Raw genomic sequence first — 19,189 nt, forward strand, 5'->3', positions numbered from 1 at the left:
CGACGACCCCGCCAACCCGATCCGGGTCATCAACCTGTCCTACGGCACCGGCGGCACGCCGAACTCGTGGAGCGACCCGGTCCAGTACGCGGTCGAGCAGGCCTGGCTGAAGGGCATCGTCGTCGTCGCGGCTGCCGGAAACGACGGCAACAGCGACCTCGTGGTCAGCGACCCGGCCAGCGACCCGGCGGTCCTCGCGGTCGCCGCCAGCTCCATCAAGGGCACCACCAACGTCTCCGACGACGACTTCGCCTCGTTCACCACGATCGGCGGCAACAACCGCAGCGTCGACTTCGTCGCCCCCGGCGAGTCGATCATCTCGCTCGCCAACCCGGGCTCCAACATCGACCTGACGTACCCGTCGGCGAAGGTCGGCTCGACGCTGCTGCGCGGCAGCGGCAGCTCGCAGGCGGCGGCCGTCACGTCGGCGGCGGTGGCGCTGCTGCTGCAGGCCCGCCCGACGCTCACCGCGGACCAGGTCAAGACCGTGCTGACGACCTCCGCCAGCTTCGTCTCCGGCCTGGCGATGACCCGCAACATCAGGGCCCTCAACCTCAACGCGGCGATCGCGTCGCAGAACCTGTACGCGACCGGCTGGAACCGCTCCACCGGCACCGGCAAGCTCGACGACGCCCGCGGCACCAGCCGCCTCGTCCGTGATAACGTGGCGCTCAGCGGCGACAACGCCGTCTGGGGCCCGTTCAGCCCCGCCACGTGGGCGCCGCGCAGCGCCAACCAGACGAGCTGGTCGGGTGGCACCTGGATGGGGTACCGCATCGCCGGCGACAACTGGACCGGCACCTCGTGGGCGTCCAAGACGTGGGCGGCCGCGACCTGGTCGGGCAAGCCCTGGAACGGCGCCGCGTCGTGGGCCGACCCCGACTGGGAGGGCCACTACTGGTCCGGGCACTACTGGTCCGGGCACTACTGGTCGGGCCACTACTGGTCCAGCGACGAGTGGGCCAGCAGCTCCTGGTCGTAAGCACCACCGGACGATGCGCCGGGTCCTTCAAGGGCCCGGCGCATCGCCGTCTCCGCATCCAGCGGCGCGCATCGCCGTTGACGCTATTGCGTTGTCGGCGCTGAGGTGGGCTTCGGGCGCGCGAGGAACGCCGCGACCGCGGCGACGGCGAGGAGCAGGGCCAGGGCGGCGAAGCCGTACGCGAGCGTGGCGAGGGTGGCGACCGCCGCGACGAGGAGCGGGCCGCCGGCGTCGCCGAGCTCGCGGCCGAGCTCCGCGGTGCCCATCGTCTGGCCGAGGCGTTCCGGTGGCGTGCCGGCGGCGAGCGCGGCGAACCCCAGCGGGGTGATCAGTCCGGTGCCGGCGCCGATCAGGGTGGCGGCGGTGAGCAGCCCGGCGAGGCCCGGCAGCGCCGCGCAGGCCAGGCCCGCGGCGGTGAGGGCCAGGCCGGCGGTCAGGCCCGTGCGGGTCGTGAGGCGCCGCCCGTCCAGGGCCCGGCCCGCCCACGGCTGGACGATCGCCGCACAGAGGGCGAGCAGCGACACGGCGGCGCCGGTGGCGACCGTGCCGAGGCCGGCGGTCCGGCCGTTGACGGGCAGGAAACCGACGCCGACGGACAGGGCGGCGGTCGCCGCGGCGAGCGCGCCGGTCGGGGCGAGGAACGCGCGGTCGGCCAGCCGGCGCGCGAGGTCCATGACGGTCTGGCGCCGCTTCGGCAGGGCAGCGACGGCGGGCACGGCGAGCGCCGCCCATGCCGCCACGGCCGCGCCGAGGACCGCCAGCACGACGAACAGCAGCCGCAGCCCGCCGGCCCAGACCAGCACGCCGCCGAGCAGCGGGCCGAGGGTGTAGCCGATGGACTTGTGGAAGCCGTACGAGCCGAACGCCCGGCCGTGCCTGGCCGCCGGGTTGAGCCGGGCGACGAGCGCGGACGCGGCGGGGGAGAACGCGGACGCGGCGGCGCCCTGGCCGAGGCGCGCGGCCCACAGCCAGCCGGGGCTGTCGGCGACGGCGTAGAGGGCGGACGCGACGGCGAAGGCGACGAGCCCGCCGAGCAGCACCGGCCGCGCGCCGACCCGGTCCGCGAGGTTGCCGAACACCGGCTTGAGCAGCACCTCGGCGCCGTCGTACAGGGCGAGCAGGCCGCCGAGCACCAGCAGCGACGTGACCGCACCCTCCGCGAACCCGCCCAGGTTGGCGGCGATGCCGTGCGCCCCGAAGGCGGTGGTGAAGCCGGCCGCGTACAACGGCCACATCGGTCGGCGGGTCACCGGGCCTCCGGGGAAGCGGGAAGGTGCCGTCAGTATCTCCCGGTCGGGGTGGGCGGGGCGAAGGCCGACAGCAGGGTCGCGGTGATGACATCCGGTGCCTGGTCGAGCGTGAGGCGGCCGGCGGTGACCTCGTCCGCCGCGCCGTGGATGACGTTGTAGACCACGGCGGTCATCCAGGACACGGGCAGGTCGGTCCGGAACGTGCCGGCCTGTCGGCCGCGCTCGATGAGCTTCTCGACCCGGTCGAGCGGGCGGCGGTGGTGTTCGCGGATCTGGTCGGCGGGCAGCTCCAGCTGGGCGGCGCGCAGCAGCAGCCGGGACCGCTCGACGATGCGCCACGACGACGCGATCAGCCGGGCAAGGGCCCGGCGCTCGTCGCCGTCGAGGTCGACCTCGGCGAGGGCGCGCTCGGCGTCGGCCATCACCTGGGTGAAGACGGCGTCCAGCAGCTCGGCGCGGGAGCCGAAGTGGGCGTACAAGGTGACTCTGCCGACGCCGGCGGCGCGGGCGACGTCCTGCATGCTCGCGGCCGGATCGGCGACGAGGCAGGCCTGCGCGGCGTCGAGGATGGCGCTGATGTTGCGGCGCGCGTCGGCCCGGCGCGGTGTCGTCGGTGGCATCGGGTGGTCCCGCTTCCGTGAAGTGCAGCGAGGTGAAGTCGAGCACAGGTGTTCGACTTTAGCAAAGCGCGTCCTACAGTACGTCGTACATCGCTGTACGACTTATGGGAGGCCGAGGATGGAGCACCACCACGAGAGATCCGGCAGCTGGGGCACGCTCGCGCTGCTGTGCCTGGCGCAGTTCATGGTCATCCTCGACGTGACCGTGGTGAACGTCGCGTTGCCGAAGATGTCCGACGATCTGCGGCTCGACGCCGGCGCGGCCACGTGGGTCGTCACCGCGTACGCCCTGTGCTTCGGCGGGCTCCTCGTCCTCGGCGGCAGGCTCGGCGACCTGCTCGGCCGGCGCGCCGTCTTCCTGGCCGGGCTGGCCGTGTTCACCGCCTCGTCGCTCGCCGCCGGGCTCGCCGGCGACGCGGCCGTCATCCTCGGCGCGCGGGCCGCGCAGGGCGTCGGCGCGGCGATGCTGTCGCCGGCGGCGCTGTCGATCGTCAGCACCCTGTTCCACGGCCGGCGCCGGCACCAGGCGCTCGCCGTCTGGGGTGCCGTCGGCGGCGGTGGCGCCGCGGCCGGCGTGCTCATCGGCGGGCTGCTCGTGTCGGGCCCCGGCTGGAGCTGGGTGTTCTTCATCAACGTGCCGATCGGCATCGCGGTCGGCCTGGCGGTCCGGCTCCTGGTGCCACCGTCGCCGCGGCAGCCCGGGCGGGTCGACATCCCCGGCGCGCTGCTGCTCACCGGCACCGCCGCCCTGGTGATCTACGGCCTCGTGCGGGCCGGCACGGCGGGCTGGACGGCGACCTCGACCTGGCTGTCGTTCGCCGGCGCCGCGGTGCTCGGCCTGGCGACCGTCGCGGTCCAGCGCGCCACCCGGTCGCCGCTGCTGCCCACCGGGCTGCTGCGCCGCCGGCCGGTCATCGCCGGCAACGCCGTCATGCTGGCCGCTTCCAGCCTGCTCATCGGCGGGTTCTTTCTCACGTCGATGCTGCTGCAGCACCGCTTCGGCTACTCCGCGCTGCGCACCGGGGTGCTGTTCCTGCCGGTCACCCTCGCCACGATCGTCTCCGCGCACCTGACCGGCCGGGGGCTGCAGCGCTTCGGTGCCCGGCCGGTGATGCTGGTCGCGTTCGCCGTGGCCGCCGCCGGGTTCGGGCTGCTGGCCCGGGTCGAGCCGCACGCCCAGCCCTTCAGCGCGGTGCTTCCGGGGTTCGTACTGGCGGCGGCCGGCCTCGGCGCCGGGTTCGTCACCGCGTCCACCTCGGTGATGACCAGCGTCGACCACGCGGCCGCCGGCGGTGCCTCCGGCCTGCTCAACACCGGTCACGAGCTCGGTGCCGCGCTGGGCGTCGCGCTCGTCTCCGCCATCGCCGCCGGTGACCTGGCGGCGGCGCCGGGCGGCCCGCTGGACGGCTTCACCGCCGCCTACACCGCGGCCGCCGTGGTGGCGGCGGTCAGTGCCGTCGTGCTCGCGGCCGCGCTGCCCGGCGGCCGCCCGGCCGTCACGGATGGCCCGGTCTTCGTGCACTGACGCCGGTACGTGGCGCGGGCCACCGTTGCATGGATACCCCTAGGGGGTATAGTCGGCGCCGGAAAGGGAGGTCGACATGGATCACACGCATCACCACCCGGTCAGCACCGCGGCGACGACGACGTGGGCGGCGGCAGCGCAGGCGACCCTGCACTGCCTGACCGGCTGCGCGATCGGCGAGGTCCTCGGCATGGTGCTGGGCACCGCGTTCGGGCTGCACAACGCCGCCACCGTCGCGCTGTCCGTCGCGCTCGCCTTCGTGTTCGGCTACGCGCTGACCATGCGCGGCGTCCTGCGCGCGGGTGTCGGCGTGCGGACGGCGCTGAAGGTGGCGCTCGCCGCCGACACCGTGTCCATCGCCGTCATGGAGGTGCTCGACAACGCGGTCATGGTGACCGTGCCGGGCGCGATGGACGCCGGGCTGACCGCGTGGCTGTTCTGGGCCTCGCTGGCGTTCTCGCTGGCCGTGGCGTTCGTGCTCACCACGCCCCTGAACCGGTGGATGATCTCCCGTGGCAAGGGCCACGCGGTCGTCCACCAGTACCATCACGGTCACTGAACCGCGCATTCCGGACCTATGCGGAACGGTTGTGTGAAATCCTGGACAGCGGCCACGCCACGATGCGGGTGGCGCGCTTCGACCTCGCCGCCGCCTTCCGCGCGTCCGTCCACGACGTGCGGGCCGACGTCGGCGACTGGCCGATCCGCCTGCACGTCACCGCCCCGGACCGCCTCATGATCGACGGCGACGACACCCGGCTGCGGTTCGTCATGGAGACCCTGCCGCACAACGCCCTCACGTACGGCCACCCCGGCGGCGACGTCACCGCCACCCTCAGCGATCCCGACGGCCACGTGACGCTCGCCATCGCCGACGCCGGGATCGGCATCCCCGCCGACGAGCTGGAGCAGGTCTTCGAACGCTTCCACCGCGGCAGCCGGGTGCGCGACCTCGGCATCCCCGGCACCGGCCTCGGCCTGCCCGCCAGCAGGCTGATCGTGCACCGCCACCACGGCACCATCACGCTGCGGCCGACCCCGGGCGGCGGCGTCACCGCCACCGTCCGCCTCCCGCGCGACCAGCCGCCGAACGGCCTCTGACGACCCGGTGGCGGCCGCCCCGACAACCTTTGCCGTCCGGCAAGTTTCGTCACGTGAACGGGTGGGGTACTGCACGGGCCGTGACGGCAACTGCGAGCGCAGGCCCGCCGCGGTGAGCCCTCTTACCGCGCACTTCGACCTCCCGATCAGCGACGGGGCGCCCGCCATCGCACGGCGGGCGATGGCGTCGACGTTCGCCGGCTGGGGGCTCACCGACGCCGACTGGGTCGACCGGGCGATGCTGGCCGTCACCGAGCTGGTCACCAACGCGGTGCGGTACGGCGGCGGCCGGGTCGTGCTGGCGCTGCAGGCGGACGAGGGGCACGTGACCGTCTCGGTCGCGGACGGGTCCGCGGTCGTGCCGCGCATGCCGGCCGACGCCGACACGATCGACCGCGACAGCGGCCGGGGCATCGCGATCATCGCCGCCCTCGCCGAGCGGTGGGGCGTCGAGGACCACGAGGGCGGCAAGCGGGTGTGGGTGCTGCTGCCGCCACACCCGCCGGCCTGACCTGCTCAGCCGTGCCGCGGCGCGTACATGATGACCGCCACGCCGAGCAGGCAGACGGCGGCGCCGATGATGTCGTAGCGGTCGGGCCGGAACCCGTCGACGACCATCGCCCAGCCGAGCGAGCCGGCGACGAAGACACCGCCGTACGCGGCGAGGATCCGGCCGAAGTTCGCGTCGGGCTGAAGCGTGGCGACGAAGCCGTAGGCGCCGAGGGCGGCGATCCCGGCCCCGATCCACAGCAGCCCCTTGTGCTCCCGGACGCCCTGCCAGATCAGCCACGCGCCGCCGATCTCGGCCAGCGCGGCGAGCAGGAACAGCAGGATGGACCGGATGATCGTCATGCGTGTATCGCACCACATCGTCGCGGAAGGACGCCTTGTGGTGCGGGTCAGCAGCCGCATCCGCCGCCGCAGCCGCAGGCGGCTCCCGCGGCGGCGGCCCGCCGGGCGCCGCGGCGGCGGTGCAGCCACCACATGCCGAGCGCGGCGGCGGCGAGTCCCGCGGCGACCGCGAGGAGGGTCTGCTCGACGACCGCGGCGCCGGCGGTGGTGAGCACCCCGGCGGCGATGAGCAGCGGCAGGGCGCAGCAGGCGGCGCAGGCGGCAGCGGCGAGGACACCACTGACCTTGCTCCGCATCGGCGGCGCGTTGTCCACCGCCGCCGGTTTCGGGTCGTGGTGGGTGTGCACCGGTCGCAGGGGCAGGCTCATGTGGCAGCTCCGTCTGTAGGCAGGGAGGGAAGGTCGGTCACCGGGACGTCGCGGCCGTCGCCCGGCCGGCCAGGGAGGCGAGGACGTCGGTGTACGCGGCGGGGACCTGGATGTCGAGGACGAGCGCGCCGTCGGCGGGGCCGGGCGTCACGGTGAAGGTGAAGAACGAGCAGCACGCGGTCTCCCGCGCGGCGAGGTCGCGGACCGTCGCCTCGAGGCCGGCCGGCCCGGCCAGCCGCATCCGGGCACGGGTCGGGCTCACGACCTCGACCGACCGCACGGCGCTGCTGAACAGCGCGTCGAACTCGGCGAGCCGCAGCGGCCGTTCCGCGGTCGGCAGGGTGCACGCGTCAGGGACGTCGAACGACATGACAGGCTCCTCAGGCTGGTGTCCCTCGACGGTAAGCCTGTACCTGGGTACCGGATGCAACCCCGGATTCGGCGCCGCCCACCCGTAGACCGTGATCGCGATCCTAGGGCCCGAATTAGTCGGACATGGCCGGATTCGCCCCTATGGTGTCGGGCTGCGGTCCGTCAGAGACTTCCGTGGACAAGCGATACCAGGTCTTCATCAGCTCTACTCAGCGGGATCTGGCGGAGGAACGCCAGAAGGTGGCCGACGGCCTGCTTCGCGGCAAGTACATCCCGCACATGATGGAGCGGTGGGTCGCCTCGCCCTCCGACGCATGGTCGACCATCCGCCGGTACATCGACCAGTGCGACTACTTCGTGCTGATCCTCAAGGGCCGGTACGGCAGCCTGCTCGACGACCGCGGGATCAGCTTCACGGAACGCGAGTACGACTACGCCTGCGAGCGCGGCATCCCGGTGCTCGCGTTCCTGTACGAGAACATCGGCAACCTGATGGTCGAGCAGGTCGACGAGGACACGGCCAGGCGAGCGAAGATGCGGGCCTTCCGCGCCCGGATCGAGCGGGAGCGGGTCCGTGACACCTGGACGAACCCGTCCGACCTGGCGTACAAGGTGTCGGCGGCGCTCGACGCGATCTCCGAGGAGCGGCCGGGGATCGGCTGGATCCGCGGTGACGCGATCCCGGACGGCGTGCTGAGCGCCACCGTCCCGATTCTCGACCCGGCCCGGCTGCTCGGCATCCGGCGGATCTCCGAGGACGGCAACGCCGACCGCATGATGAACAACCATCTGCGGACCGCGTCCGACATCCGGATCATGTCCACCAGCGCGGTCCGCTTCCTGGAGATCTACCGGCGCGACCTGGTCGATGCCGTGAGCCACGGCGCCCGGCTGCGGGTGCTGGTGCCGCAGCCGGACTCGGCGTTCGCGGCCGACGTCGACGAGATGGAGTCGGAGTTCACCAAACGCCGCCCGATCGCCGAGGAGATCGAGGCGATCCCGGACCGGCTGTTCGACCTCCTTGCCGAGGCCCGTGGCATCGTCCCGGCGACGGCGGGCTCGGCGAGCATCGGCTACTTCACCACGCACCTTCGGTCAACGATGATCATCTGCGACGACGACTGGGCGTGGATGACCGTGACATTGCCACCGCTGCGGGCCGCTGAGACGATGTCGATGGAGTGCGCGCGGGTCGGCGGCGACGACCTGGTCTGGGCCTGCCTCCGGCACTTCGACCGGGTGTGGCGGGTCGTGGACGGGCGCGGTGACGTGCGGGATGTCTAGTCGTTCAGGGGGAAGACGCTTGGCAGGACTCGACGACGCCCGGCAGCAGTGGCAGCGGCGGTACACCGCGGCGACCGCGTTCATGGCGGGGCGGGCCGGGCGGGCGGCCGCGCTGATCGAGGTCGCGGCCCAACATCCGCTGCGGGCGGACGGCTCGCCCGGGCCGGAGTTCGAGGCCCGGCTACGCCTCGGGGTCCGGCTGTACGCTGAGTTCGCCGAGCGCGGTCCGGTCGAGATGTACGTGCCGGGCAGCCGGCACCGCGACGGCGGCACGGTCGACCCGGTCTCGCTCAGCGACGCCGGCGGGGCGTTCCTGCGCGACGCGGGCATCCCCGCCGAGTCGGTTCACGGCGAGGATCTCAATCAGCGGTACCGCGGCGACGACGGGGTCTACGGCTCCGCCGACGAGTGCTTCGTCACGGCCTCGTACTACCGGGACGGTCCGTTCGGGCCGCTGCTCGCGGTCGTCTCGCCCGGCCAGCTGCAGCGGAAGATGCTGCACTACCTCGCGTTCGGGGTGCTGCCGCTGCTGCACACCGCGCCGACGCTGCCGATGTACCACGACCCGGTCGGTGAGGTGTTCGACGCCATCCCCCGGGTGCTGACCGAGGACCCGGACCTGCGGCCGGGAACCTCCGCCTGGGCGGACCACCTCAGGGCCGCCCGGCGACCGTGACCAGCGCCGCCCTTCCGCTGAGGCGGTGCTGCCGCGGGCCGCTGCGGGCTCCGGATCCGCCGATGACGGCGCGTCGACGTTCAGGTGTGGGCACCCCGCATCGCTTCCACCACCGCCGGGCCCATGCGTTCGTGGGCGAGCGGAGGCACCTCCTCGGGACGGAACCAACGGATCTCGTCATGTTCATCGGGAGCGGCGTTTGTCGGTGTCCCGTCCCACTCGCCGACAAGCCAGGCGCTGAAACGCACGGACTCCTCTCCGCGGCCTGCCTCCAGCCGGCACAGATGGGTCGCCGAGCCTGGTGCGATCCGCACGCCCAGTTCCTCGTGAATCTCCCTGGTGAGCGCAGCCAGCTCTGTCTCGCCTGGCTCGATGTGTCCGCCGGGCAGATCCCACACGTCCGGGTAGGCACGACGGTTCGGGCTTCGATGGACGAGCAGGACCCGACCCTCGCGAACCAGCGCCGCGGTAACGATCTCGTGCATGGCTGAGGATTGTGGCATGACCATCCGGCCAGGCACGCCCGCGACCGCCGCACGTCATCGCGGCCTCGTCGCCCCGCACGTCGAGCCCGCCGGGACCTACAATCGGCCGGTGAACGCCGTGCCGCCCAGCCTGTCGCCGCGGCAGCGGGCGCTCCTGGGGCGGTGGCTGCCGGGCGCGACCGTCGACCGCGACCACAGCTGGGGACTGGTCGCGACGACCGTCCTCGAGGTGACCTGCGGCGGGGCCCGGTTCATCGTCAAGGCCGGGGGCGACAGCGACCACCACATCGCCCGCGAGCTGCACGCCCACCGGCACTGGCTCGGGCCGTGGACCTCCCGCGGCCTGGCGCCGGTGCTGGAGCACGGCGACGACGACGCGAAGCTGCTCGTCACCCGGCACCTGCCGGGCAGCCTCGTCCTCGGCACGGCGCTGGAGGACGACCCCGCCACCTACCGGCAGGCCGGCGCGCTCCTGGCGCTGCTGCACGCCCAGCCCGCGGAGACCGACGAGGACTACGAGCGGCGCGAGAACGCCAAGTCCCTGGCCTGGCTGGACGGCCCGCACCGGATCCCGGCGGCGACGGCCGGGCGGCTGCGGGCCGAGATCGCCGGATGGCCGGCGCCGCCGGCCCGCCTGGTGCCGACGCACGGCGACTGGCAGCCCCGCAACTGGCTCGTCCACGACGGTGCCGTCGCCGTCATCGACTTCGGCCGCGCCGCGATGCGCTCCGCCGCGAGCGACCTCACCCGCCTCGCCGCGCAGCAGTTCCGCCGCGACCCGTCGCTGGAGGCGGCGTTCGTCGACGGCTACGGCGCCGACCCGCGCGACCCCGCCGCGTGGCACCGCACCCGGGTCCGCGAGGCGATCGCCACGGCCGCCTGGGCGTACAAGGTGGGCGACGAGACCTTCGAGGCCCAGGGCCACCGCATGATCGCCGAGGTCCTGGCGCCCTGACCGTCGCTACCGGCCGACGTGGAACGCGCGCTCGCGGTAGGTCAGCGCGGCGCCGGCCGGGCCGATCCGCGCGTCGGCGACCTCGGCGACGACCACGGTGGAGGCGCCGACCGGCAGCCGGTGCAAAGTCGTGCACCGCAGCGCCGCCGGCACGCCGTGCAGCAGCGGCTCGCCCGTGGGCAGCGTCGTCCACGGCTGGTCGTCGGTGAACCGGCGGCCGCCCGGCTCGGCGAACTGCCGGGCCAGGTCCTCGTGCGCCGCCCCCAGCAGGTGCACGACGAAGCTGTCCGCCGCCACGATCAGCCGCGCCGACGGCGAGTCCATGACCGAGAACGACAGCGCCGGCGGCGCCAGCGACACCGACGCGACGCTCGACGCCGTCAGCCCGACGGGACCGTCCGGACCGGCCGCGGCGATGACCGCCACCCCCGTCGGATAGGCGCGGAACGCCGCCTTGAACGACGCCACGACCCCCATGTCGACCTCGACGGTCACCGACCGGCCCGCCTTCCGCCACCCCGTCCCGACACCAACACCGGCAACCGTAAAACCTCAACCGAACTCGAGGTCAAGTCCGGCACCCGGCACCGGGGCGCCGGCCCACTCGGCCGATGGGGAACATCACACGAGGGAGCGTGGTCGCGGGCCGGCGGCGAGGTCCAGGGCCGTGTCGCAGGCGTCCGCCGCGTGGTCGCTGTGGGTGGCGAGGACGACGGTGCTGCCGTCGTCGGCGAGCTGCCGCAGCAGGCCGATGACGAGGGCGGCGTTGTCGTTGTCCAGCGCGCCGGTCGGCTCGTCGGCGAGGATCACGGCCGGCCGCTTGGCCAGCAGGCGGGCCACCGCGATGCGCTGCTGCTCGCCGCCGCTGAGCTGATACACCAGGTCGTCGCCGCGCCCGCCGAGACCCACACGGGCCAGGGCCGCCTCGATCACCTCGCGACCGCCGGCCGCGATGCCCACGTTGAAGGCCACGGTGGCGTTCTACGAGACGAAGCCCACGCCGGAGGCCGAGGCGGTCCTGCGGCAGGCGACCGTCACCGCCCACCGCCGGGCGACGGTGCGGGCCGGGACCGACGGCGCGGTCAACGACGTGGCCTTCAGCCCTGACGGGGGCTGGCTCGCCGGCGTCGGCCGGGACGGCACCGTCCGGGTGTGGGCGCGGACCGGCCGGGACCTGCGCCAGGCGCCGGTGGCCGAGCTGCGCGGGCACCAGGGTCCGGTGTGGGGCGTGGCCGTCGCCCCGGACGGCCGGGTGGCCTCGGCCGGTGACGACGGGATCGTCCGGGTCCGGGACTGGCGCACGGCGGCGGAGGTCGTGCTGCAGGGCCACGCCGGTCCCGTCCAGGACGTGGCGTTCGACCCCGAAGGCAGGCGGCTCGCCAGCGGCGGCGCCGACGGGACCGTCCGCCTCTGGGACCTGACCACGCACAGCGCCGACGTCCTGCCCGGCGACCCGAGCGGCGACCAGAGCAAGGTGTGGGGCGTCGCGTTCAGCCCCGACGGCACGCACCTGGCGGCGGCCCACGCCGACGGCGTCGTCCGCGTGTGGAACCTCGCCGACCGCACCGTGCGGCGCCTCGCCGGCCACGACGGACCGGTGCGCAGCGTGGCGTTCAGCCCGGACGGCCGGCACCTCGCCAGCGGCGGCAACGACGGCACCGTGCGGCTGTGGGACACGGCGACCGGCGCGTCGCTGGTCCTGCGCGGGCACGAGGGTCAGGCGTGGAGCGTCGCGTTCAGCCCGGACGGCCGCCGGCTGGCCAGCAGCGGCGACGACGGCACCGTCCGTGTCTGGAACCCGGCCGCCGGCGAGCCGGTGGTGATCGACGGCTTCGGCGCCTCCGTCGGCGAGGTGGACTTCGCCCCCGACGGCCGCCACCTGGCGACCGGGCACGGCGACGGCACGACCCGCATCTGGCGCTGCGAGGCCTGCGAGGACGTCCACGAGGTCCTGGCCCTGGCCCGGACCCGCGTGACGCGGGACCTCACCGACGAGGAGCGCTCGGCGTTTCTCCGCGCGCCCTGAGGTCCGCGCGGGCGCGGCCGTACTCGGCGAGGGCGTGGAAGGCGGCCTTCGGGGTCCACGAGCCGTCCGGCAGCACCCGCACGATCCCGCGCGCGGCCAGGTCGAAGTCGCGGGCCGGGTCGTCGGTCGTCGGCAGGTGCCGGTTCGCGAACGTGTAGACGAACGCCGCCTCCACGCCGCCGGCCTCGTAGTCGCGCAGCAGGTCCACGATGTACCGGGCCTGGCCTTCCTCGTCGCGTTCCAGGGTGGCGGTGAGCGTCGCGGCGCGGCCGTGCTCGTCATACGTCACCGGCTCCGCGGCGCCCGCGACGTCGGCGGCGCCGCGGAACGTGCAGCAGCCGAACTCGGTCGCGGCGTAGGGCTTGCCCTGGCCCACGGCCGCCGCCAGGGTCTGCGGGAACGCCGCGGCGTTGGTCGCGTCGCGGTAGCCGGCGTCGCTGGCGATGATGTCGAACGGCGTCCAGTCCACGGCCTCGAGGGGGATCGAGGCGTACCCGACGGGCCCGCCGAAGCGTTCCCGGACCGCCGGCACCGCCTCGGCGAAGAAGTCCCGGACCGCGGCGCGTGCGGCCGGGACGGCATCCCGCATCCGCATCGGGTCGGCGAACAGCGCCATGCGCTCGGTCAAGTCGCGGCCGGGCAGGAAGCCGTCGGTGAACATCGAGATCTCGGAGCCGGCCAGGTACACGACGGGGGCGCCGTCGCGCCGCAGCCGCTCGGCCCGCGACGCGCCGTCGAGCACGAACGCCATGAGCCCGTCGCGGTCGAGGCCGTTGGTGAACGGGCAGTACCAGACCTCGAGCCCGGCGCCGGCGGCCAGCCGGGCCGTGAGTTCGAGCCGGTCCTGCACGCCGCCGGTGATGCGCACCGCGTCGCAGTGCAGCTCGTCGCGGATGACGCGCAGGTCCCGCTGCACCACCTGAGGGTCGAACGGCTCGTGCGTGGTGGACCCGGCGCTCACGAAGCCGGTGTCGTAGTTCATGCCGAAGACGCGCATCGCGAAGCTCTCCTCGTTCGTAGGGTACGACGCGTACCCTATAAGGTACGTCCAGTACCCTGCAAGGCATGAGCACGAGACGCCGCGGCGAGGACCTGGAGCGGGCGATCCTGCACGCGGCGGCGGAGGAGCTGCGCGAGTCCGGCTACGCGGGCATGACCATGGACCGGGTCGCGGGGCGGGCCGGGACCAACAAGAACGCCATCTACCGCCGCTGGCCGAACCGCGCCGCGCTGGGCATCGCCGCATACCGGCACCTGTCCGACGCCGTGCTGCCCGACCCGGACACGGGCACCCTGCGGGGCGACGCGCTGGAGATGCTGCGCCTGGCGAACCAGACCTGGTCCTCACCGCACGGCGCGATCCTGCGCGGCCTGCTCGCCGCCGCCGCCGACGACCCCGAGCTGCTCACCCTCATGCGCGAGCGCTCCGGCGCGGACACCATGGACCGGGCCTGGCTGACCATGCTCGGACGGGCCGTAGCCCGCGGCGAGGCACCGGCGGCGGCCGTCCACCCACGGGTCGCGGCCACGCCGATGATGCTGCTGCGCGCCGAGTACGCGATGCGTGGCATCCCTTCGGTACCTGACGAGGTGCTCGTCGAGATCGTCGACGAGGTGTTCCTGCCGCTCGTCCGGGGCCGCGCCTGAACGCGGTGCGGCGACGCGGGGCACTTGAACAGGCCGGGTGGGTGGTCGCAGCCCGCGTGGCGGTGGGCTGTTCAACTGTGGCTGGTCACATCGGAGCGGTCGAGTGATGATCCTCCAGGCGCCGACTGGGCGACCAGCACATTGAGCATGGGAGGTCCGATCCGCATGATCCGGACGGCCGTCACGAAACGCAGCAAGCCCCGGATGTGGGGCTGGACCTACCGATGACCCTCAGCCCGGAGCTGCTGGACCTTCCGGCACCACACGCACAGGCCGTCGCCCCGCCGCGGCACACCCGCATCGCCGGGGTCGGCACGGCGGTGACGCCGGAGTCGTACACCCAGCGTGAAGTCCTCGACCTGTTCCGGATCACCGATCCGAAGATCCGGTCCGTCTTCCTGAACAGCGCCATCACCCGCCGCCACCTGACGCTGCCGCCCGTGGACGCCGACGGCAACCGGGTCGCCGAGCCGCAGGGTGAGCTCCTCGCGAAGCACACGCGGCTCGCCGTCGACATGGCGCTGCGCGCGATTCAGTCCAGTGTGGACGATGCCGGGGTGGGGCTCGACGACATCGAGTACCTGTGCTGCGTCACCTCGACCGGATTCCTGACCCCCGGGCTGAGCGCCCTGATCATCCGCGCGGCCGGGATGGACCCGGGCTGCCACCGGGTCGACGTCGTGGGCATGGGCTGCAACGCGGGGCTCAACGCGTTGAACGGCACGGCCGCCTGGGCCCGCGGCAACCCCGGCCGGCTCGCCGTCATGGTGTGCGCCGAGGCGTGCTCCGCCGCCTACACGTTCGACTCGACGATGCGCACCGCCGTGGTCAACAGCCTGTTCGGCGACGGCGCGGCCGCCGTCGCGCTCAGGGCCGGCGACCACACGCAGGCCGCCGGCCCCCGGGTGCTGGGCTTCGCCAGCCACATCATCACCGACGCGATCGGTGCGATGCGCTACGACTGGGACACCGACCAGAACAGGTTCAGCTTCTTCCTCGACCCCGACATCCCGTACGTCGTCGGCGCCCACGCGGAACGGGTCGTGGACCGGCTCCTGTCCGGCGCGGGCCTGCCCCGCAGCGCGGTCCGGCACTGGCTGATCCACTCCGGCGGCAAGAAGGTCATCGACGCGGTGCGGGTCAACCTCGGGCTCACCCGCCACGACGTGCGGCACACCACGGGAGTCCTCGCCGACTACGGCAACCTCTCCAGCGGCTCGTTCCTGTTCTCGTACGAGCGGCTGCTCCGCGAACAGGTCGCCGAACCCGGCGACCACGGGGTCCTGATGACGATGGGCCCCGGCTCCACGATCGAGACGGCGCTGGTGCAATGGTGACGGAAAAGATCATGCTCACGGTCGACGGCACGCAACCCATCTCCGCCGAGCTGGTCGCGAGGGTCGGTGAGGCGTGCGACCGGGCCGAGACGCTCGGCGGGCAGGTCGTCGTGTACGCGTCCGGCGCGCCGGCGCAGGCCCGGACCGAAGGGCTGACGGTCGCGCTGGTGAGCCGCTGGGAGCGGGCGCTGCGGCGGCTGGAGCGGCTGCCGGTCGCGCTCGTCGCCGTCGCCGAGGGTGACGTCGGCGGCCCCGCCCTGGACGCGCTGCTGACCACCGACTACCGGATCGCGACCCCGTCGGCGCGGCTGGTCGTGCCGGTCGGGACCGGGGCGACCTGGCCCGGGATGGCGCTGTACCGGCTGGCGCACCAGGGCTCGCACACCGCCGCGGTCCGCCGGGCGCTGCTCTTCGGCGACCCGATCGGCGCGCGGGACGCGCTGGCCCTGCAGCTGCTCGACGAGGTCACCGACGACGTCACCGGCGCGCTGGAGGCGGTCGCCGGGCTCACCGGGAGCCTGTCCGGCAAGGAGCTGGCCATCCGCCGGCAGCTGATGCTGGACGCCGGCACGGTCAGCTTCGAGGAGGCCCTCGGCGGTCACCTGGCGGCCTGCGATCGCACGCTGCGCCAGGCCGCGGTGTGAGCGGTATGAACAGGGCGGAGCGGTGCGCGTTCCTCGACCGGCACGTCGAGGAGGTGTACGCGGAGCTGACCGGCGACGGCACCCGCCACCTGCGGCTGGCCGAGCTGGCCGAGGCCGCCGCGACCCGGCACCCGGGCCTGGTCCCGACGGCCGCGCAGCTCGCCGCCGACCGCGACCTGCCGCAGGCCGCGAAGGTCGGGCACGAGATCGACCTCGGCATCTTCTTCAACCGGGTCCTCGGCTCGCCCACGGCGGGGGCGCACCTCATGGACGCCATGCTCCGCCCGACGGAACGGGCGCTGGCGATGCTGCCCGAGTTCGAGCGGACGGGGACGGCCGATCTGGGGTCGGTCCGGGCGGAGCTGCGCGGGGCGGTGGTGCACCTGACCCTCTGCCGCGACGATTGCCTCAACGCCGAGGACCCCCGTCAGGTCGACGACATGGAGACCGCCGTCGACCTCGTGCTGCTGCATCCGGGGGCCGAGGTCGGGGTGGTCCGCGGCGGGGTGATGACCCACCCGCGGTACCGCGGCCGCCGGGTCTTCAGTGCCGGCATCAACCTCAAGACGCTGCACGCCGGTGGGATCACCCTCGTCGACTTCCTGCTGCGCCGCGAGCTCGGCTACATCCACAAGCTCCTGCGGGGGATTGTGACCGACGACCCGGCACGCTGGCACTCGCGGACCGTCGAGAAGCCGTGGGTCGCGGCCGTGGACGGCTTCGCCATCGGCGGCGGGGCACAGCTGCTGCTCGTCTTCGACCACGTCCTCGCCGCCGCCGACGCGTACGTCAGCCTCCCCGCCGCGCAGGAGGGCATCATCCCGGGCGCGGCGAACCTGAGGCTGGGCCGGGCCGCCGGGGCACGGTTCTCCCGCCGTCTGGTGCTGCAGGGCCACAAGATCTGGGCGACCGAACCCGACGCCAGGTACCTGATCGACGAGGTGACCGACCCGGCGGCGCTGGACGACGCCGTCGACCGGGCGGCGGAGGCGCTGCGAGGACCCACGATCGTCGCCAACCGCCGGATGCTGATCGCCGCCGAGGAGCCCGCCGACGCCCTGCGCCGCTATCTGGCCGAGTTCGCCTTGCAGCAGGTGTTGCGCATGTACGACGACGACGTGCTCGACAAGGTCCGCCGGTTCACCGAGCGCGGCTCGTGAGCGGCCAGCGAAGCGGCTCGGGCCGCTCACCGGGATTGCAGGTTGGGCTCAGGCCGATGCCGGAGCGAAGCGGAGGCGGCGGCGTGAGCGGCGACGACGGCGGCGTGAGCGGCGACGACCGGCCGCGGGTGCGGTACGAGAAGCACGCCGGCGTCGCCCGCGTGACGATCGACCGCCCTGCCGTGCTCAACGCGATGGACCTGCGCACCCACGAGGAGCTCGCGGCCGTCTGGGACGACTTCGAGGCCGACGACGACCTGCGGGTCGCGGTCCTGACCGGCGCCGGCGACCGGGCCTTCTCCGTCGGCCAGGACCTGCGGGAGCGGGCCCGGCTGAACGCGGACGGGGCGGCACCGACCACGTTCGGCAGCCGCGGCCAGCCCGGCTGGCCCCGCCTCACCGAGCGGTTCGAGCTCACCAAGCCGGTGGTCGCGCGGGTCGACGGCTACGCGCTCGGCGGCGGGTTCGAGCTCGCCCTCGCCTGCGACATCATCGTGGCCAGCGACCGGTCGGTCTTCGCCCTGCCGGAGGCGCGGCTCGGTCTCGTCCCCGGCGCCGGCGGCGCGTTCCGGCTGGCCCGGCAGCTGCCGTTGAAGGTCGCGATGGGCTACCTGCTGACCGGCCGCAGGATGACGGCGGAGGCGGCGCTGCGGGCGGGGCTGGTGAACGACGTCGTGCCCGCCGGCGGCCTCGACGCGTGCGTCACCGGATGGACCGACGACCTCGTCCGGGCGGCGCCGCTGTCGGTACGGGCGATCAAGGAAGCCGTGCTGCGGTCGCTCGACATGCCGCTGCCGGACGCGTTCACGGCCGAGTTCGTCTGGGAGCGGCGGCGGATGCACAGCGAGGACGCCATGGAGGGCCCCCGCGCGTTCGCCGAGGACCGCGAGCCCCGCTGGCTCGGCCGGTGAGCGGCCGCCCGGGCGGTGTGCAACTGCCGCGCCGCAGCGGTTGAACACCGCCGTTCAACTGTCGCAGCGGGCCGGTTGAACATGGGCGCCCGCAACGGATCCGGGCCTGATGATGAGGGCCGCATCCGTTCGAGAGGGGCATCGGCCGCACTATGCGCTACGTAACCGCCAACGGCATCAGGCTCGCCTACGACCGCACCGGCGACGGCGACGACGTCCTGCTGATCATGGGATCCGGTGCCAGCGGCCGGGTCTGGACCGCGCATCAGACGCCCGCGCTGCACAGGGCCGGCTACCGGACCATCACGTTCGACAACCGCGGCATCGCCCCGTCGGACGTGCCGCCCGGCCGCTACAGCCTCGACGACATGGTCGCCGACACCGTCGGGCTGATCGAGGCCCTCGACGCCGGGCCGTGCCACCTGGTCGGCACCTCGCTCGGTGCCGTGATCGCGGAGGAGATCGCGCTGCGCCGGCCGGAGCTCGTGCGCTCCGCCGTCCTCATGGCGACCCGGTCCCGCTCGGACCTCGTGCGCCGGGCGCTGAACCGGGCGGACCAGGTCCTCAACGAGAGCGGCGTGCAACTCCCGCCGGGGTACTCGGGGCCGACGACGGTGCTGCAGATGTTCTCGCCGCGGACCCTCAACGACGAGTCCACCGTGTCGCTGTGGCTCGACGTGTTCGAGCTGTCCGGCGACAACGGCTCCAGCGGCCAGGACTGGGTCGACGTCGGCACCGACCGGCGGGACCTGCTGCGCCGGATCACCGTGCCGTGCCGGGTCATCACCTTCACCGACGACCTGATCTGCCCGCCGCACCTGGGCGCCGAGGTCGCCGACGCCATCCCGGACTGCGACCTGGTGGAGATCGGCGGTGCGGGGCACCTCGGCAACCTCGAACGGCCGGACGAGGTCAACGCCGCGATCGTCGAGTTCCTCGGCAAGTTCTGAGCCGGCCGGTGTTCAACTGGGGCACCGCTGTTCAACGGTGTATC

At 73.7% G+C, this 19,189-nt stretch carries 24 protein-coding genes; 15 read left to right on the forward strand and 9 right to left on the reverse strand.

From position 1 onward, the window contains the following. Window positions 1–982, forward strand: a 982-nt coding sequence (locus AB0I21_RS53020) for a S8 family serine peptidase (protein WP_360572972.1), incomplete at its 5' end; no start/stop codon positions are given. A gap of 83 nt (window positions 983–1,065) precedes the next feature. Here AB0I21_RS53020 and AB0I21_RS53025 read toward each other — a convergent pair. Both AB0I21_RS53025 and AB0I21_RS53030 read right to left on the reverse strand, forming a co-directional pair. Beyond that, complete coding sequence (locus tag AB0I21_RS53025; RefSeq protein ID WP_360572974.1) at window positions 1,066–2,232, reverse strand: MFS transporter; 1,167 nt, start codon at window positions 2,230–2,232, stop codon at window positions 1,066–1,068. A 29-nt stretch (window positions 2,233–2,261) separates the two neighbouring features. Further along, window positions 2,262–2,852 (reverse strand): TetR/AcrR family transcriptional regulator, encoded by a 591-nt coding sequence (locus AB0I21_RS53030; RefSeq protein ID WP_360572976.1) that lies wholly within the window; start codon window positions 2,850–2,852, stop codon window positions 2,262–2,264. A 118-nt stretch (window positions 2,853–2,970) separates the two neighbouring features. On the opposite strand from AB0I21_RS53030, the gene AB0I21_RS53035 reads away from it, so the two are divergent. From AB0I21_RS53035 to AB0I21_RS53050, 4 genes are all read left to right on the forward strand, one after another. Continuing rightward, window positions 2,971–4,377, forward strand: a complete 1,407-nt coding sequence (locus tag AB0I21_RS53035) for an MFS transporter (protein WP_360572978.1) — start codon at window positions 2,971–2,973, stop codon at window positions 4,375–4,377. A 76-nt stretch (window positions 4,378–4,453) separates the two neighbouring features. Continuing rightward, entirely contained in the window at window positions 4,454–4,936 is a 483-nt protein-coding gene (locus tag AB0I21_RS53040) for a DUF4396 domain-containing protein (RefSeq protein WP_360572980.1), read from the forward strand. 29 nt (window positions 4,937–4,965) lie between these two features. Beyond that, window positions 4,966–5,478, forward strand: a complete 513-nt coding sequence (locus tag AB0I21_RS53045) for a HAMP domain-containing sensor histidine kinase (RefSeq protein WP_360572982.1) — start codon at window positions 4,966–4,968, stop codon at window positions 5,476–5,478. 112 nt (window positions 5,479–5,590) lie between these two features. After that, the gene (locus AB0I21_RS53050) at window positions 5,591–5,989 is read left to right on the forward strand and encodes an ATP-binding protein (protein WP_360572984.1); all 399 of its coding nucleotides are present in this window, start codon (window positions 5,591–5,593) and stop codon (window positions 5,987–5,989) included. 5 nt (window positions 5,990–5,994) lie between these two features. Here AB0I21_RS53050 and AB0I21_RS53055 read toward each other — a convergent pair whose 3' ends face one another. Genes AB0I21_RS53055 through AB0I21_RS53065 form a run of 3 tightly spaced genes read right to left on the reverse strand, consistent with a single transcriptional unit; the run spans window position 5,995 to window position 7,068 of the window. Then, window positions 5,995–6,330 carry a YnfA family protein gene (locus AB0I21_RS53055; RefSeq protein ID WP_360572986.1) on the reverse strand — a complete coding sequence of 112 codons (336 nt, stop codon included), beginning with the start codon at window positions 6,328–6,330 and terminating at the stop codon, window positions 5,995–5,997. A 47-nt stretch (window positions 6,331–6,377) separates the two neighbouring features. Then, window positions 6,378–6,698 (reverse strand): hypothetical protein, encoded by a 321-nt coding sequence (locus AB0I21_RS53060; RefSeq protein WP_360572988.1) that lies wholly within the window; start codon window positions 6,696–6,698, stop codon window positions 6,378–6,380. A gap of 37 nt (window positions 6,699–6,735) precedes the next feature. Next, window positions 6,736–7,068: a hypothetical protein gene (locus tag AB0I21_RS53065; RefSeq protein WP_360572990.1), complete on the reverse strand. Its 333-nt coding sequence runs from the start codon at window positions 7,066–7,068 to the stop codon at window positions 6,736–6,738. Window positions 7,069–7,244: 176 nt separating this feature from the next. On the opposite strand from AB0I21_RS53065, the gene AB0I21_RS53070 reads away from it, so the two are divergent. Further along, a complete protein-coding gene (locus tag AB0I21_RS53070; protein ID WP_360572992.1) occupies window positions 7,245–8,354 on the forward strand; it encodes a DUF4062 domain-containing protein in 1,110 nt (369 codons plus the stop codon). Between the two features lie 19 nt (window positions 8,355–8,373). Beyond that, the gene (locus AB0I21_RS53075) at window positions 8,374–9,030 is read left to right on the forward strand and encodes a hypothetical protein (RefSeq protein ID WP_360572994.1); all 657 of its coding nucleotides are present in this window, start codon (window positions 8,374–8,376) and stop codon (window positions 9,028–9,030) included. 80 nt (window positions 9,031–9,110) lie between these two features. Here the strand turns inward: AB0I21_RS53075 and AB0I21_RS53080 are convergent, their stop codons facing one another. Continuing rightward, window positions 9,111–9,515, reverse strand: a complete 405-nt coding sequence (locus AB0I21_RS53080; RefSeq protein ID WP_360572996.1) for an NUDIX domain-containing protein — start codon at window positions 9,513–9,515, stop codon at window positions 9,111–9,113. A 16-nt stretch (window positions 9,516–9,531) separates the two neighbouring features. On the opposite strand from AB0I21_RS53080, the gene AB0I21_RS53085 reads away from it, so the two are divergent. Further along, window positions 9,532–10,470 (forward strand): phosphotransferase, encoded by a 939-nt coding sequence (locus AB0I21_RS53085; RefSeq protein WP_360572998.1) that lies wholly within the window; start codon window positions 9,532–9,534, stop codon window positions 10,468–10,470. 6 nt (window positions 10,471–10,476) lie between these two features. On the opposite strand, the gene AB0I21_RS53090 is transcribed toward AB0I21_RS53085, so the two are convergent. Further along, entirely contained in the window at window positions 10,477–10,965 is a 489-nt protein-coding gene (locus AB0I21_RS53090) for a flavin reductase family protein (RefSeq protein ID WP_360573000.1), read from the reverse strand. A 126-nt stretch (window positions 10,966–11,091) separates the two neighbouring features. Further along, window positions 11,092–11,442, reverse strand: coding sequence for an ATP-binding cassette domain-containing protein (locus AB0I21_RS53095; RefSeq protein WP_360573002.1), 351 nt, complete (start codon window positions 11,440–11,442; stop codon window positions 11,092–11,094). On the opposite strand from AB0I21_RS53095, the gene AB0I21_RS53100 reads away from it, so the two are divergent. Continuing rightward, window positions 11,423–12,496 (forward strand): WD40 repeat domain-containing protein, encoded by a 1,074-nt coding sequence (locus AB0I21_RS53100; RefSeq protein WP_360573004.1) that lies wholly within the window; start codon window positions 11,423–11,425, stop codon window positions 12,494–12,496. The two genes, AB0I21_RS53095 and AB0I21_RS53100, sit on opposite strands and share 20 nt — an antisense overlap. On the opposite strand, the gene AB0I21_RS53105 is transcribed toward AB0I21_RS53100, so the two are convergent. After that, window positions 12,456–13,493: a hypothetical protein gene (locus AB0I21_RS53105; protein WP_360573006.1), complete on the reverse strand. Its 1,038-nt coding sequence runs from the start codon at window positions 13,491–13,493 to the stop codon at window positions 12,456–12,458. The two genes, AB0I21_RS53100 and AB0I21_RS53105, sit on opposite strands and share 41 nt — an antisense overlap. Before the next feature lie 68 nt (window positions 13,494–13,561). On the opposite strand from AB0I21_RS53105, the gene AB0I21_RS53110 reads away from it, so the two are divergent. The 6 genes from AB0I21_RS53110 (at window position 13,562) to AB0I21_RS53135 (ending at window position 19,145) form a co-directional block, all read left to right on the forward strand. Beyond that, window positions 13,562–14,143, forward strand: coding sequence for a TetR/AcrR family transcriptional regulator (locus tag AB0I21_RS53110; RefSeq protein WP_360573008.1), 582 nt, complete (start codon window positions 13,562–13,564; stop codon window positions 14,141–14,143). A 224-nt stretch (window positions 14,144–14,367) separates the two neighbouring features. Further along, window positions 14,368–15,480 (forward strand): 3,5-dihydroxyphenylacetyl-CoA synthase DpgA, encoded by a 1,113-nt coding sequence (gene dpgA / locus AB0I21_RS53115; protein WP_360573010.1) that lies wholly within the window; start codon window positions 14,368–14,370, stop codon window positions 15,478–15,480. Between the two features lie 11 nt (window positions 15,481–15,491). Next, the gene (gene dpgB, locus AB0I21_RS53120) at window positions 15,492–16,124 is read left to right on the forward strand and encodes an enoyl-CoA-hydratase DpgB (protein ID WP_360573012.1); all 633 of its coding nucleotides are present in this window, start codon (window positions 15,492–15,494) and stop codon (window positions 16,122–16,124) included. 5 nt (window positions 16,125–16,129) lie between these two features. Continuing rightward, window positions 16,130–17,284: a (3,5-dihydroxyphenyl)acetyl-CoA 1,2-dioxygenase DpgC gene (gene dpgC / locus AB0I21_RS53125; protein ID WP_360573014.1), complete on the forward strand. Its 1,155-nt coding sequence runs from the start codon at window positions 16,130–16,132 to the stop codon at window positions 17,282–17,284. A gap of 83 nt (window positions 17,285–17,367) precedes the next feature. Beyond that, a complete protein-coding gene (dpgD, locus tag AB0I21_RS53130) occupies window positions 17,368–18,195 on the forward strand; it encodes an enoyl-CoA-hydratase DpgD (protein ID WP_360573016.1) in 828 nt (275 codons plus the stop codon). A gap of 152 nt (window positions 18,196–18,347) precedes the next feature. After that, window positions 18,348–19,145: an alpha/beta fold hydrolase gene (locus AB0I21_RS53135; protein ID WP_360573018.1), complete on the forward strand. Its 798-nt coding sequence runs from the start codon at window positions 18,348–18,350 to the stop codon at window positions 19,143–19,145. Window positions 19,146–19,189: the final 44 nt, after the last annotated feature.

The organism is Dactylosporangium sp. NPDC050588, from assembly GCF_040654975.1.
In the GTDB taxonomy this organism is placed as follows: domain Bacteria; phylum Actinomycetota; class Actinomycetes; order Mycobacteriales; family Micromonosporaceae; genus Dactylosporangium; species Dactylosporangium maewongense.

What these genes read in the sequence shown, in the direction of transcription:
- AB0I21_RS53030 (WP_360572976.1), bottom strand. Translation starts at nt 2,852, where the DNA reads ATGCCACCGACGACACCGCGCCGGGCCGACGCGCGCCGCAACATCAGC.
- AB0I21_RS53035 (WP_360572978.1), top strand. Translation starts at nt 2,971, where the DNA reads ATGGAGCACCACCACGAGAGATCCGGCAGCTGGGGCACGCTCGCGCTG.
- AB0I21_RS53040 (WP_360572980.1), top strand. Translation starts at nt 4,454, where the DNA reads ATGGATCACACGCATCACCACCCGGTCAGCACCGCGGCGACGACGACG.
- AB0I21_RS53055 (WP_360572986.1), bottom strand. Translation starts at nt 6,330, where the DNA reads ATGACGATCATCCGGTCCATCCTGCTGTTCCTGCTCGCCGCGCTGGCC.
- AB0I21_RS53060 (WP_360572988.1), bottom strand. Translation starts at nt 6,698, where the DNA reads ATGAGCCTGCCCCTGCGACCGGTGCACACCCACCACGACCCGAAACCG.
- AB0I21_RS53065 (WP_360572990.1), bottom strand. Translation starts at nt 7,068, where the DNA reads ATGTCGTTCGACGTCCCTGACGCGTGCACCCTGCCGACCGCGGAACGG.
- AB0I21_RS53080 (WP_360572996.1), bottom strand. Translation starts at nt 9,515, where the DNA reads ATGCACGAGATCGTTACCGCGGCGCTGGTTCGCGAGGGTCGGGTCCTG.
- AB0I21_RS53085 (WP_360572998.1), top strand. Translation starts at nt 9,532, where the DNA reads ATGACCATCCGGCCAGGCACGCCCGCGACCGCCGCACGTCATCGCGGC.
- AB0I21_RS53100 (WP_360573004.1), top strand. Translation starts at nt 11,423, where the DNA reads ATGCCCACGTTGAAGGCCACGGTGGCGTTCTACGAGACGAAGCCCACG.
- AB0I21_RS53105 (WP_360573006.1), bottom strand. Translation starts at nt 13,493, where the DNA reads ATGCGCGTCTTCGGCATGAACTACGACACCGGCTTCGTGAGCGCCGGG.
- AB0I21_RS53110 (WP_360573008.1), top strand. Translation starts at nt 13,562, where the DNA reads ATGAGCACGAGACGCCGCGGCGAGGACCTGGAGCGGGCGATCCTGCAC.
- dpgA (WP_360573010.1), top strand. Translation starts at nt 14,368, where the DNA reads ATGACCCTCAGCCCGGAGCTGCTGGACCTTCCGGCACCACACGCACAG.
- dpgB (WP_360573012.1), top strand. Translation starts at nt 15,492, where the DNA reads ATGCTCACGGTCGACGGCACGCAACCCATCTCCGCCGAGCTGGTCGCG.
- dpgC (WP_360573014.1), top strand. Translation starts at nt 16,130, where the DNA reads ATGAACAGGGCGGAGCGGTGCGCGTTCCTCGACCGGCACGTCGAGGAG.
- AB0I21_RS53135 (WP_360573018.1), top strand. Translation starts at nt 18,348, where the DNA reads ATGCGCTACGTAACCGCCAACGGCATCAGGCTCGCCTACGACCGCACC.